The sequence below is a fragment of the Nocardiopsis sp. FR4 genome, from assembly GCF_009830945.1.
In the GTDB taxonomy this organism is placed as follows: domain Bacteria; phylum Actinomycetota; class Actinomycetes; order Streptosporangiales; family Streptosporangiaceae; genus Nocardiopsis.
Genome location: NZ_VWVV01000018.1, coordinates 121,176 through 133,893, shown reverse-complemented (window position 1 = coordinate 133,893; position 12,718 = coordinate 121,176). Strand labels below are relative to the sequence as shown.

General features: G+C 73.3%; 13 protein-coding genes. 4 read left to right on the top strand and 9 right to left on the bottom strand.

Going from position 1 to position 12,718, the window contains the following annotated elements; all coding sequences use genetic code 11:
• Positions 1–431 precede the first annotated feature (431 nt).
• Entirely contained in the window at positions 432–1,730 is a 1,299-nt protein-coding gene (gene tyrS / locus FYW95_RS17960; protein WP_160050572.1) for a tyrosine--tRNA ligase, read from the bottom strand.
• A 305-nt stretch (positions 1,731–2,035) separates the two neighbouring features.
• Here tyrS and FYW95_RS17955 point away from each other — a divergent pair, with 305 nt between their 5' ends.
• The 4 genes from FYW95_RS17955 (at position 2,036) to FYW95_RS17940 (ending at position 4,937) form a co-directional block, all read left to right on the top strand.
• Positions 2,036–2,845 carry an alpha/beta fold hydrolase gene (locus tag FYW95_RS17955; protein WP_159945364.1) on the top strand — a complete coding sequence of 270 codons (810 nt, stop codon included), beginning with the start codon at positions 2,036–2,038 and terminating at the stop codon, positions 2,843–2,845.
• The gene (locus FYW95_RS17950) at positions 2,838–3,443 is read left to right on the top strand and encodes a TetR/AcrR family transcriptional regulator (protein ID WP_159945359.1); all 606 of its coding nucleotides are present in this window, start codon (positions 2,838–2,840) and stop codon (positions 3,441–3,443) included. The genes FYW95_RS17955 and FYW95_RS17950 overlap by 8 nt, the downstream gene beginning before the upstream one ends.
• Positions 3,443–4,024 (top strand): permease, encoded by a 582-nt coding sequence (locus FYW95_RS17945; protein ID WP_160050571.1) that lies wholly within the window; start codon positions 3,443–3,445, stop codon positions 4,022–4,024. The genes FYW95_RS17950 and FYW95_RS17945 overlap by 1 nt, the downstream gene beginning before the upstream one ends.
• A gap of 226 nt (positions 4,025–4,250) precedes the next feature.
• Positions 4,251–4,937: an HNH endonuclease family protein gene (locus tag FYW95_RS17940; RefSeq protein WP_159945357.1), complete on the top strand. Its 687-nt coding sequence runs from the start codon at positions 4,251–4,253 to the stop codon at positions 4,935–4,937.
• Between the two features lie 6 nt (positions 4,938–4,943).
• Here FYW95_RS17940 and FYW95_RS17935 read toward each other — a convergent pair whose 3' ends face one another.
• The 8 genes from FYW95_RS17935 to FYW95_RS17900 form a co-directional block, all read right to left on the bottom strand.
• Positions 4,944–5,348 carry a hypothetical protein gene (locus FYW95_RS17935; protein ID WP_159945363.1) on the bottom strand — a complete coding sequence of 135 codons (405 nt, stop codon included), beginning with the start codon at positions 5,346–5,348 and terminating at the stop codon, positions 4,944–4,946.
• Between the two features lie 232 nt (positions 5,349–5,580).
• Positions 5,581–6,804, bottom strand: coding sequence for an L-2-hydroxyglutarate oxidase (lhgO, locus tag FYW95_RS17930; RefSeq protein WP_160050570.1), 1,224 nt, complete (start codon positions 6,802–6,804; stop codon positions 5,581–5,583).
• An 89-nt stretch (positions 6,805–6,893) separates the two neighbouring features.
• Positions 6,894–7,346 carry a DUF742 domain-containing protein gene (locus FYW95_RS17925; RefSeq protein ID WP_159945355.1) on the bottom strand — a complete coding sequence of 151 codons (453 nt, stop codon included), beginning with the start codon at positions 7,344–7,346 and terminating at the stop codon, positions 6,894–6,896.
• On the bottom strand, positions 7,336–9,837 hold the full coding sequence (locus FYW95_RS17920) for a sensor histidine kinase (protein ID WP_201294911.1): 2,502 nt from the start codon (positions 9,835–9,837) through the stop codon (positions 7,336–7,338). The genes FYW95_RS17925 and FYW95_RS17920 overlap by 11 nt, the downstream gene beginning before the upstream one ends.
• Before the next feature lie 308 nt (positions 9,838–10,145).
• The gene (locus tag FYW95_RS17915) at positions 10,146–11,063 is read right to left on the bottom strand and encodes a sirohydrochlorin chelatase (RefSeq protein WP_159945354.1); all 918 of its coding nucleotides are present in this window, start codon (positions 11,061–11,063) and stop codon (positions 10,146–10,148) included.
• Positions 11,064–11,218: 155 nt separating this feature from the next.
• Positions 11,219–11,815: a GTP-binding protein gene (locus FYW95_RS17910; protein ID WP_159945353.1), complete on the bottom strand. Its 597-nt coding sequence runs from the start codon at positions 11,813–11,815 to the stop codon at positions 11,219–11,221.
• Positions 11,796–12,287 carry a DUF742 domain-containing protein gene (locus FYW95_RS17905; protein ID WP_159945352.1) on the bottom strand — a complete coding sequence of 164 codons (492 nt, stop codon included), beginning with the start codon at positions 12,285–12,287 and terminating at the stop codon, positions 11,796–11,798. The genes FYW95_RS17910 and FYW95_RS17905 overlap by 20 nt, the downstream gene beginning before the upstream one ends.
• Positions 12,284–12,718, bottom strand: coding sequence for a roadblock/LC7 domain-containing protein (locus FYW95_RS17900; RefSeq protein WP_159945351.1), 435 nt, complete (start codon positions 12,716–12,718; stop codon positions 12,284–12,286). The genes FYW95_RS17905 and FYW95_RS17900 overlap by 4 nt, the downstream gene beginning before the upstream one ends.

Here is a 12,718-nt window from a genome sequence, read left to right as displayed (position 1 = left end):
CGAGGCAACTCCCTGAGCTTACATGCTCCGAGCACATGCTCGGACCACGTGGACTCGAGAGGAGGTCTTGTGATGCGGCCCGGTTCCGAGTCGATCCGTCGAAGGATCCTCGCCGTCCCGCAGCGACTCTTTCGAGTATAGGGAGGATGGGGGCAGACGTCAAGTCAGAGCCCGGACGAGGTGTCACACCTCGGACCCGGGACCCGTCGCCCCCTGAGGGCGGCTTGTGAAGGCCCCTGTGACGTGCGCGGTCCTCACACCGGGTCCGCGTGGTTACGTCGGCTTTTGTCTCAGTCAACAGGGGTAGTGCCCGCAACATTCCCGCGTGAAACCTGACCACCGGCCTCCGGAGCCCGCACCACGGTCCCAACCGCAGGCGCAGCCGTGGTCGGCGCCCAGCGGGGGTACGCCGACCACGGTACGGTCACGGGTCAACCGGTGATGATGACACCGCCGATGTTGCGCTTGCCCTTGCGCAGCACCACGAAGCGGTCCTGGAGGACGTCCTCGGTCCCGAGCACGGCCTCCACATCGGTGACCTTGGTGTTGTTCACGTAGGCGCCGCCCTCCTGGATGGCGCGACGGGCGGCGGACTTGCTCGGGGTCAGACCGCTCTGCGCGAACAGGTCGGCCACGGGCAGCTCGTCCACCGGACCGGACACCTCGGCCTTGGGCACCTCAGCCAGGGCGGCCTCCAGGGTGCGGGCGTCCAGCTCGCCCAGGTCCGCCCGGCCGAACAGGGCCAGGCTGGCCGCAACGACCTTGCGGCACTCCTCCTCACCGTGCACCAGCGTGGTCAGCTCCTCGGCCAGCGCGCGCTGGGCGGCGCGGGCCTGCGGACGCTCCAGTGTCTGGCCCTCCAGCTCCTCGATCTCGCTCCGGCTGCGGAAGCTGAAGGTCTTGAGGTAGCGAACCACGTCGCGGTCGTCGGCGTTGAACCAGAACTGGTAGAAGGCGTAGGGCGAGGTCAGCTCGGGGGCGAGCCAGACGGTGCCGCTCTCGGTCTTGCCGAACTTGGTCCCGTCCGCCTTGGTGAGCAGGTTCGTGGTCAGCCCGTGCGCCTGGCCGTGCGGCTCGTTGCCTTCCATCCTGCGCACCAGGTCCAGACCCGCGGTGATGTTGCCCCACTGGTCGGACCCACCGGTCTGCAGCGTGCAGCCGTAGCGCCGGTAGAGCTGGACGTAGTCGTAGGACTGAAGCAGCACGTAGCTGAACTCGGTGTAGCTCATCCCCTCGCCGTCCAGACGGCTCTTGACCGTCTCCCGGGCGAGCATCTGGTTGACACTGAAGTGCTTGCCGACGTCACGCAGCAGCTCGATCGCGTTGATCCCGCCCAGCCAGTCGGCGTTGTTGGCCAGGACCGCGTCGGTCGGCCCGGCCTGCTCGCCCTCGCGTGGGAAGCGCAGGAAGGCCGAGAGCTGCCCGGCCAGGGTGTCCACCCAGCCCCGCACCGTCTCCGGCGAGTTGAGCTGGCGCTCGGCGCTGGGCTTGGGGTCGCCGATGAGACCGGTGCCGCCTCCGACCAGAGCGATCGGACGGTGCCCCGCCCGCTGGAAACGGGCCAGGGTCAGGATCTGGGTGAGGTGACCGACGTGCAGGCTGCCCGCCGTCGGGTCGAATCCGCAATACAGGGTGATCGGACCATCGGCGAGCGCCTTGCGCAGTGCGTCAAGGTCGGTCGTCTGCGCGAGCAGGCCGCGCCACTGGAGTTCGTCGATGATGTCGGTCACTGTGTTGCTTCCTGTTGTGTAGGCGGCCCCGAAGGGCTCGATCTGCCTTGCAGTCTAAGCCGGGCCCCAGCCGGGGAGCACGCGGTTTTGTCGGCTGCGTCCACGCTAGCGGCTGCCCCCGGCCGCTGCTCACACCCCCGGCTCCGGCCTCCCCCGGTTCCGCGGCCCCGGGCGGTACCGCGCCCGCCCCGGAGCATGACCGGACGCGGTCCGCCGGGGAATCCCGTCGCGGCCCCTTGACCCGGAAAGCTAATGCCATTAGCTTCATGGCTATGACAAGAAGCCCGAACGTGGGAAGCTGCACGGTGCACCGCCTCGACCGGCCGCGGGGACGGATCGCCTACGACCTCTACGGCGCCGAGAACACCGGCCCCCTGGTGGTCTGCGTGCCCGGCATGTTCGACCACCGCCACTCCTTCCGGTTCGTCGGCGCCGGCCTGGCCGGGGCCGGGTACCGGGTCGCCGCCATGGACCTGCGCGGCCACGGCGACAGCGACACCACCTTCGACGCCTACACCAACCGGGCGGCGGCCACCGACGCCATCGCGCTCGCCGAGGAGCTGGGCGGGAGGGACGTGGTGATGGTCGGCAACTCCCTGGGCGGGGCCGCCGTGGCCATCGCCGCCAGGGAGCGCCCCGACCTGGTGGCGGGCATCGCCCTGCTGGGCCCGTTCCTCCGTCCTCCCGCGGGCAACGTGTTGACCCGGACCCTCCAGCGGGTGGCCCTCATGCGCCCCTGGGGACCCGCGTTCCTGACCTCCTACTACGACAAGCTGCACACCGGACGCACCCCCGAGGGCCACGAGCGGCAGCTGGAACTGCTGCGGCAGATGCTGCGGCCGACCGACCGCTACCGCGCGGTCCACCGGACCGTCTTCGAACCCGGTGAGACCGTCACCGGTGTCGGCGCCTCCCGGGCCGGGGCCCTCGTCATCATGGGCGAGCAGGACTCGGACTGGAAGGACCCGCGCGCCGAGGCCGAGTGGGCGGCCTCGGTGGTGCGCGGCTCCGTGCTGATGGTTCCCGAGTGCGGCCACTACGCCCAGGCGCAGCGCCCCGACGTGGTCGTGCCCGCGCTGCGGTCCCTGGCCGAGGAGGTCGTGGCGGGTGCCTAGGGCTGGACTGACCCCGGCGCTGGTCGCCGAGGAGGCGGCGCGGCTCAGCGACGAGGAGGGTTTCGACGCCCTGTCGCTGGCCGGGGTGGCCAAACGGCTCGGAGTCGCCACACCCAGCCTGTACAAGCACGTCGACGGGTTGGCCGGGCTGCGCCGGGAGGTGGCCCTGCTGGGGGCGAACGCGCTCGGCGGGGAGCTCCAGAGGGCCGCCGTGGGCCGCAGCGGACCCGACGCGCTGCGCGTGACCGCACAGGCCTACCGCCGCTACGCGCACGCCCACCCGGGGCGCTACACCGCCCTGCAGCAGCTGCCGAGGCTGGCCCGCGCCCGGGTGGAGCTGTCCCCCGACCCCGTACGGGTGCTGGCGGCGGTGCTGCGCGGGTTCGGCATCCCCGAGGAACAGCTGGTGCACGCGATCCGCACGCTGCGCAGCGGACTGCACGGGTTCGTGGACCTGGAGACCAAGGGCGGCTTCGGGCTGCCCGACGACGTGGACGAGACCTTCACGCTGCTTCTGGAGGGCTTCGCCCGGGCCTACGAGCGGTGGCCCTCCGCCGCACCGGCGGGAACACCCCCTCACGATCGGAGACACGACTGATGCTGGCCGGACACTTCGGACTCGCGGGGATCGTCAGGGCCTGGCGTCCGACACTGCCCATGGGGGCGCTCCTGGTGGCGGCCCAGCTACCGGACCTGGTCTTCCTCCCCCTGGCGGTGCTCGGTGTGGAGGGTATGGAACCGGCCGGTCCGGCCCTGGAGGGCTACGGGTCCGCGCTCATCACCGCGGAGTACTCGCACGCGCTCCTCAGCAACCTGCTGCTCGCGCTGGCGGTGGGCGGGCTGGTGCACGTCTTCCTCCGGGACCGGTGGGGACGGGACGCGGGAGTGGTACTGGGCGGGGTGGTGTTCAGCCACTGGCTCCTGGACCTGCTGGTGCACCGACCGGACATGGTGCTCCTGCCCGGAGGCGCCCACGGTCTGCCCCTGCTGGGCCTGGGACTGTGGGAGACGCCCGTGGCGGCCGCCGTCGTGGAGGGAGCCCTGGTCCTGGCGGGCACGGCACTGTACGCATGGCGCACGCTCCGGGACCACCCGGACCGGACCCGGGCGTGGCTGTACAGCGCGGGTGTGGGCCTGCTCCTGGTCGGGAGCTTCGGGTACGACCTCCTCCTGTCCTGACCCCCTCCTCCCGTGCCCCTTCCTTCGGCGGCTCCCCCGCTCCGCCGGCGGCTCCGGCCCCTCCCGACCGGACGCCCTGGCGCTGCCGGGAGGCGGTGGCGCCGAACCGCGGGTGAGGCACTCCTGTCCCCGGGCGGTGTTCCCGCTGGGTGGGGGCATGGGCCAAGCTGGGAACGCGACCGCCGCCGTTCCGGTGCGCGGTACCCGAAGCGTTGTGGAGTTGTGGATGCCCAAGAAGGCCTCGTCGAAGATCGGCGGTGCGGCGGCGGTCGGCGCCCTCGCCGTCGCCGTGCTCGTCCTCTACCAGCTGGGCGTGATCGACCTGGACCCGGAGGGGGCCACCGGGTCGCAGACCGGTGACGCCCCCTCGTCCGGCCTGGCGGTGGAACAGGCCCGGCAGCAGCTGGAGGAACTGCGGGTGGAGGCGGAGGAGGACCCCGGCGGATACGACCGGGCGCTGTTCCCCCACTGGGACTCCGGAGTACAGGACAACTGCACCACACGCCAGGTGGTACTGCTGCGCGACGGTGAGGGCGTGGAGACCGACGAGGACTGCCAGCCGGTGTCGGGGTCCTGGTACAGCGCCTACGACGGTGAGACCCTCACCGACGCGCAGGACATCGACATCGACCACATGGTGGCCCTGAAGGAGGGCTGGCGCTCGGGCGCCCACGCGTGGACGACCGACAAGCGCCAGCTCTTCGCCAACGACCTGGACTCTTCCCAGCTCTGGGCGGTCAGTGCCTCCTCCAACCGGTCCAAGGGCGACTCCGACCCGGCGGAGTGGCTGCCGCCGCTGGAGTCGGTGCACTGCGACTACGTGGTCTCCTGGATCGAGGTCAAGCACGTGTGGGACCTGACCGTCGACCCGGACGAGGAGGCCGCGCTGCGCGAGGTGCTCTCGGGGTGCTGAGTCCGCTCAGGCGGGGTCCTCGGCCCTGATCCCGCGCGCGGTGGTCAGCAACTGCTCCTGCCCGACGAGGCCGAAGGCGTCGCGGACCTCGACCGCCACGCCCTCGGCCGGGGTCCAGAAGGCCTCGGTCTCGCCGTGCAGGGCGGTGTGGCCGTGGAGGTCGAACTCGGTGAGCTCCCAGTCGGGTGCCCGCTCGTGGTACTCGGTGAGGAAGTCGCGGACGGCCCCCAGATCGGTGAGTCTGTCCCCGCGCATGACCAGGACCTGGAGGAGGACCCGGACGCCCTCCGCGGTGTCCTTCTCCCAGACCCGGCTGGAGAAGGACACGTCGCCCCACTCGTAGTGGAAGTCCGAGACCGAGGTCTGGTCGTCGACCTGGTCGGGCAGGTGTTCGATGGTGAATCCGTCCAACTCTCCCCCTTGTGGGCTGGCGGCGGCCGGGGCCGCGGCGAGTACGAGCGCGAGCGCGGCGGCGAGAAGCGCCGCGACCCAACGGACAAGCATGGTCACCTCCGGCGCCGGTCCCGGACCCTCCGGTACCGCCGCCGTTCTCAGGTTGGGGCTCCGCGGGCGCCACCACCAGGGTGACCTCCAGGCTGTGGACAACCCCGTCCGAGACGTTCGGGGCCCGCGTCGGTGCGGTCTACCCGAACGGTCGGGGAACGAACGTGTCGGTGAGGAACTCGGCGATCGCCAGCGAGGACGTGGCCGCGGGAGAGGGGGCGTTGCGCACGCACACGACCCGCCCGTGGGTGTCGACGCGGAAGTCGTCGAGCAGGGCGCCGTCCCGGCCCAGCGCCTGGGCGCGTACCCCGGCCGGGGCCGGACGCAGGTCGGCGGCGGTCAGTTCGGGCAGGAGCCGGCGGGCCTGGGCGGCGAAGGCCGCGCGGGAGGCCGACACGAGGGTCTCCCTGGCCCCCACCGTCCAGTGGCGGCGGGCCAGGCGCCAGAACCCGGGCCAGGCCAGGGTCCGCGCCAGTTCCCGGGCGCGCAGGTCGCGGGCCCGGTAGCCCTCCAGGGCGGTGGCCAGGATCGCGTTGGGCCCGGCCATCACCTCCCCGTGGACGTGCCGGGTCAGGTGCACCCCGAGGAAGGGGTACCGGGGGTCGGGCACGGGGTAGACGAGTCCCCTGACCAGGTGGCGGCGTTCGGGGACGAGTTCGTGGTACTGCCCGCGGAAGGGCACCACCCGGGGGTCGGCGTCGGCACCGGCCATCCGGGCGAGCCGGTCGCTGTGCAGGCCGCCGCACAGCACCAGCCGGTCGAAGCGGTGGACGAACCTGTCGCCGCGGGGGTCCCCGGTGAGGACCCGGACGCCGTCGTGCTCCTGGCGCAGGTCCAGGACGGGGGTGTTGAGCAGGACCCGGCCGCCGGAGCGGCGCACGTCGTCGGCGAGCTGCTCCGCGACGGCGGTGAAGTCGGTGACGGCGGTGGTGGGCGAGTGCAGGGCGCCGGTTCCGGCCGCGTGCGGTTCGATCCCGCGCAGTCCCGCCGGGCCGAGCCGGGTGACCCCGGGGACGCCGTTCTCCCCGGCCCGGCGCTCGATGTCGTCCAGGCGGGCCTCGTCGTCGGCCCCGGTGGCCACCAGCACCTTGCCCACCTCCCGGTAGGGCAGCCCGTGCTCGGCGCAGTAGTCCCGGAGCAGTCCGACTCCGCGCCGGCACAGGGTGGCCTTGAGGGATCCCGGCGCGTAGTAGAGCCCGGCGTGCACGACGCCGCTGTTGTGGCCGCTCTGGTGCGCGGCGACCCGGTCCTCCTTCTCCAGGACGGTGACGCGGGTGCCGGGGCGGTGGAGGGTGAGCCGTCGGGCCAGGGCCAGGCCGACGATTCCGGCCCCGACGACGCCGATGTGTTCGGTGCTGCGCATGGCCGCACGCTAGCAACGCCGTGCGCTCCCGGCGCGGCCGGGGAGCCGTGTGGGCGCGGCTCCCGAGCGGCGGGAGCCGCGCGGGGCGCTCAGAGGGAGCGCAGCCCGACCAGGACGGCGTGGAGGAGGTCCTCCCTGCCGAGAGGGCGCGAGGGGCCGCAGCGCTGGAGCGATCCGTCGGCGATCATGGCGGCGGCGATGGCCCTGACCTGGCCGACCGGCAGGCGCACCCGGGCGGCGAGTTCGACCACGGTGCGGGCTTGCCGGGCGTGGTCGAGGAGGGCCTCGCGTTCGGGTCTCAGCCATTCCCGGTGGCCCGGGGCGCGCGCGGCGACGACCAGGTCGAGCAGGCCGGGGGCAGTGGGTCCCGGAGTCAGCACGGGGGCCTCGGGGTCCCCCGCCGTGACGGCGAAGGGGCGCAGGAAGCGCTCCTGTGCCTGGTCCTCCTCGCCCTCCGGCGGCTCCGGCGCCGGCGGACAGGGATCGGCCGTCCGCCCCTCGGCCTCGGCTGGTTCGAAGCCGCGCGTGCTCTCAGCTCTCATCGTGCCCCCTCGGCGGAGCGGACGGACTGGGGCCGGTCCCGTCGGGGCGGACCCCCCCGCCGGGCACCACGGGCACCTGCGGACCGGTGTGCCCTTCGGGGGTGACGGGCACGGGTCCCGAGGCCGGGTCCGCGGCCGGGGCGCCGCTCCCCGGCGCAGGGAAGGGCGGCGGGCCGCCGGGACCGAAGGGCGGGAGGGTGTTCTGGGCGCCGCTGTGCGGACCGGTCCGGGGCCCGGTGGGGAAGCCGCCGGACTCCGGAGCCTCCGCGGGCGCCCCGCTCGGAACGGCGTGCGCCCCGCCGGAAGGGACGTGTGTCCCGTTCGCGGGAACACCGGGGGCCGGAGCGCCCTGGTCCCGGGCGAAGCCCTCGCCGCCGGGGGGCGCCGGAGCGAACCCGCCCGGGGGGGCCGGAGCGGATCCGCCGGGGGGCGTCGCCGCGTAGGGCCCCCCCGCGCGGGACGCCGGCCCGCTCCCGCCGGTCAGCGCACGGGCGACCGTCACCGGGTTCTCCACCGGTTCCAGCAGTGCGTGCGGGATGAGCGTGGTGGCCCGGGTGCCGCCGTAGGGCGAGGGGCGCAGCCAGACCCGTATCCCGTGCCGCCGGGACAGCCTGGAGACCACGAACAGGCCCAGCCGGGGATCGTCCGGCAGCGCCATCATGTCGAACTCGGGCGCCTGTCCCAGGGTGCGCTCGGCCGCCGCGTAGCCGTGTTCGGACATGCCCAGGCCCCGGTCCTCGACCTCCACCACGAGCCCGTCCGCGGCCGGGGCGCAGCTGACGTCCACGGGGGTGCCCGCCGGGGAGAACTGGGTGGCGTTCTCCACCAGTTCGGCGAGCAGGTGGACCACGTCCGCCACCACCTGGCCGTGCACGAGCACCCGGGGCGCCGAGGTCAGCCGGACGCGTTCGAAGTCCTCGGTCTCGGCGATGGCCGCGCGCAGCACGTCCACGAGCGGACGCGGCTGGCGCCAGCGCCGGGCCGACTGGCCGCCGCCCAGGATGATGAGGTTGTCCGCGTAGCGGCGCGCGCGGGTGGCCAGGTGGTCCAGGCGGAACAGGCGCCGCAGGGCCTCGGGGTCCTGCTCGTGGTACTCGATCTCGTCGAGCAGGCGGAGCTGGCGCTGGACCAGCGTCTGGTTGCGGAAGGCGATCCCCAGGAAGGCCCGGTTGGCCCCCCGGCGGATCTCGGCCTGGCGCACCGCCGCCTCCACGGCGGTGAGCTGGGCGGAGTCGAAGGCCTCGGCGACCTGTCCGATCTCGTCGCCGCCGCACTCGTCCAGCGGCGGCAGTTCCTCCTGGACGTCGACCTTCTCGCCGCGCTGGGCGCGGTCGACGATGTCGGGCAGGTCCTCGTCGCGCTCCAGGATCTGTTCGCGCAGGCCGGTCAGGCGGTCGGTGAGGCGGCGGGAGGAGCGGCCGACGACGGTGATGGCGGCCACCCCGCCCCCCAGGGTGAGCACGGCCGCCGCCGCGGCGAGCGAGACCTGCAGCAGGGCGGCGCTCCAGGCCAGGTCGACGGTGCGGCCGGTCTGCGCGCGGACCAGGTCCTCCAGGTCCGCCACGGCCCGGGCGGAGGAGTCGTCCCACTCGGCCGCCTCGACGTCGACGTCGGTGTTCCACCGGAGAGCGGTCCGCACGCCCCCGGGCAGGGCGGGGTCCTCCGGCGCGGGCTCGACGACCGGGGGCCGGGTGACCACCTGGCGGCTGAGTTCCTCGGCGCGGGTCCAGGAGGGCTGGGATGTCGTCGCGTCGTAGATCGCCCGCACGCTGGGGTGCATGACCGTGTCGGCCGACTCCAGGGTGTGGCGGTAGGAGGCGGTGAGGTAGGTGAAGTGGGCCGTCTCCTCGTAGCTCATCTCGCCGCGGGCAATGGTGCCGGCGAGCAGGGCGTCGGCGGTGGCGTAGGCGGCGCACGCGCTCAGCAGCTCGCTGGTCAGCACGGCGTCGGTGAGGTTCTCCCCGCCGTCGGTGGTGTGGACCAGGGCGGTGGTGGCCTGGGTCGCGGCGTCCAGGATCCCGCTGTAGCGCAGAAGGGTCTCCTCCTGCCCCGCGGTGTGCTCGTCGACGCGCGTGCGTGCCTCCTCCAGGGCACCGGGGCCGTCCAGGAGGGCGGTGACGCTGCGCTGGACCTCGTCGTCGCGTGAGCCGCGCAGGCGCTCGGCGAGGTCGAGGGCCTCGGCCATCGCGCCGTCGGTGGCCTCGCGCTGCTCCTCCAGGGCGGCGCCCGTCTCGGAACCGGACCCGCCGCCCTCGACGCGGCCCAGGTGGATCAGGGACAGGCGGCGTTCGGAGCGCAGCTCCTCGGCCGCCTCGGAGATGACCTGGGTTCCCTCGCGCGCCTGGGTGACGGCGCCCATGAGGTGGACGGCCCGGACTGTGCCGACCGCGGCCACGACGAGCCAGAGCGCGAGGAAACACAGGCTCGGGATCAGCACGATACGGGTGAGCTGTCCGCGGATCGTGGGCGCGTTGTCGCGGGTTGTGCGCATGGCCCCCTCCAGCCTGTGCGGTTGCCGGGCTCCGGGAGGGCGCCTCGGCGGCTTTCGGTCGTGCCGAGGCTATCGAAAATTCTTGCTTTATGTTGTCAAACGATCACTATGGGTTGCCTTTTCTTTGGTGGCGCCTCGACCACGGCTGTGCTGGGGAGCTCCGTGCCGGGCCGTCCGCGCAGCTGGGAGGGCTCACCGGGAGGAGGCACGACGAAGGGCCGCCCGCTGCGCGGACGGCCCTCGGGGGCTGGCAGGTCCCGAGGCACACGGCGTGTCGCGTGCGCGGACCGGCGGTCGCGGCGGCGTTCTCAGGACTCGGGCCGGTGCCGGGAGCCCACCGGGGCGGGCAGCTCCTCGACCGTGGGCGGCTGCTCCACGCCCAGGGAGTTGAGGACCTCGGCGTAGCGCAGGGCGGCGATCTTGCCCAGCAGGCTGTCCGCGCCCAGGGGCGCGCCGAGTCTGGCGCCGAAGCGCCCGGCGAGCGCCTCCAGTTCCGCGCCGGGGAGTTCCGGGCCCAGGGCGCTGGGAGCGATCACGGGGCGCTGGCAGCCGCCCTGGCGCAGCTGGCCCACCATCTGCTCGACCGAGGCCTCGTTCTCCAGGTCGGCGGGCAGGACGGTCAGCCCCAGGCGGGCGGCGAGCAGCACCGCCGTGACACCGGCGGCCCCGACCGCGCCCTCACCGCCGACCGCGCCGACCACGACGCCGTCGGCCATGCTGGTGTCGCGGGCGACGACGCTGATCAGGCGCATGCGGTCGGCGCGCACGTATCCCGCCTCGGCCAGGCGCAGGTGCAGCACCTCGGCCAGCATCGGGTGCGGGCCCAGGCCCTCGGTGACGCGCACGTCGGCGCGGTTGCGGGAGACGGCGGCCTCGATCGCGGCGGAGGCCCCCGTGTGCGGGGCGGTGACCAGCGGCACGACGACACCCGCCAGGGGCCGGTCGTCGGAGCCCTCCAGGCCGCCGAGCGCCTCGTCGAGGGTCTGCTCGTCGCCCTCGGTGTGCCCGTAGCGGATGGTGACCTCGGGGCGGTAGGCGCGCACGAGTTCGGCCATGCGGGCACCGATCGACTCGCCGTCGGCGCCCCTGGCCCGGTCGGCCGTGCCCGGCACCGCCATGATCAGGGCGGGAGTGCCGAACCAGTTGTCGAAGGACAACGGGTTGCGGTGGCGGCCGGAACGGCGCTTGGGCAGTTCGCGTGGGGGAAGTCGATCAGAGTTTCGCATACCAGGATTCAGATGAGAGGCGGATGGGGTGCCCGGTCGGACCGGAGGCCACTGACGCGACATTGTAGCGTTCGGCACCCGGTTTCATGGGCGTGTCTCCTGAACGTATACCGGATCGCGTCCGGGGGAGGTGACCGGGGTGGCGCCCGCCGCGCTCATCCGCTCATGGCGGGGCTGCGTCCCCGGATGACGTGGGTGACCAGCTCGACCAGCACCTTCTTGCAGGACTCGCGCTCGCGGGCGTCGGTCATGACGATGGGCACCCGGGCGGAGACGTCCAGCGCCTCGCGGACCTCCTCCTCGCGGTAGGCCGTGGCCCCATCGAAGCGGTTGACCGCGACGATGAAGGGGACGTCCCGCCGCTCGAAGAAGTCCACGGCGTGGAAGCAGGTGTCCAGGCGCCGGGTGTCGGCGAGCACGACAGCGCCCAGGGCGCCCTCGGCCAGCTCGTCCCACATGAACCAGAAGCGGTCCTGGCCGGGCGTGCCGAACAGGTACAGGACGATGTCGGCGTTGATGGTGATGCGGCCGAAGTCCAGGGCGACGGTGGTGGTGTTCTTGTGCTCCACTCCCCCGAGGTCGTCCACCCCGTAGCTGGCCTCCGTCATCACCTCCTCCGTGCTCAGCGGGGTGATCTCGCTGACGGAGGCGACCAGGGTGGTCTTGCCCGCCCCGAACCCCCCGGCGATGATGATCTTGACCGCCTGCGGGATCGGTTCCTGCGGCCGGGTCTCAGAGTCTGCGGATGCCATCGAGTACCGCCTGAAGTACTTTCTTCTCGGGAAGCTGGGTCGTGGTCGCCCGGGTGCGTACGTCGCCGTCGGCGAGCAGGTCGCCCAGCAGCACCCGGACCACGGTCAGGGGGATGTCGAGCCGGGCGGAGATCTCGGCCACCGATATCGGTCTGCGGCACAGTCGCAGGATGGCCTCGCGCTCGGGCTCCTGGGCGCGGTCGTCGCGGCCGTGCGCGGCGACCACGATGGTGACCAGGTCCAGACGCGGCCCGGTGGAGGGCCGGGTGCGGCCCCGGGTCATGGTGTAGGGCCGCACCAGGGCGCCGGTGGGCGCGTCGCCGGACGTCACCCCGACCGAGGGGCCCTCGGAGGTCGGATGCCCCCGGCCCCGGTGCCACGGTGGCGCCTGACGCCCGGCCACCGGTCCCGCGGCCCCCTCCGCCGCGAGCCGGGACGTGTGCGCTCCGCGCCGTTCCCCCGACGTGCTCATGATCCGCTACCCCCCGTGGCTGTGAGGTACCCCGGCCTGCGGGGCGCGGCGGTCAGGAACTGCCCCACCCGCTTGACCCGCAGGTTCATCTCGTAGGCGACCAGGCCGACGTCGGCGTCCTCGGTGGCCAGCACCGCCAGGCACGCCCCCGTGCCCGCCGCGGTGACGAAGAGGTAGGAGTGCTCCATCTCCACCACGGTCTGGCGCACGTCGCCGCCGCCGAAGTGCCGCCCCGTCCCCCGGGCCAGGCTCTGGAAGGCCGAGGCCAGCGCCGACAGGTGCTCGGCGTCCTCGGAAGCCAGGTCCCGGGAGCGTCCGAGCAACAACCCGTCGGCGGACAGCACGATGGCGTGCTCGGCTCCCACGACGCGGTCGACCAGGTCGTCCAGGAGCCAGTCCAGGTTGTCCGCTGCCCTGCTCTTGCCCACCAT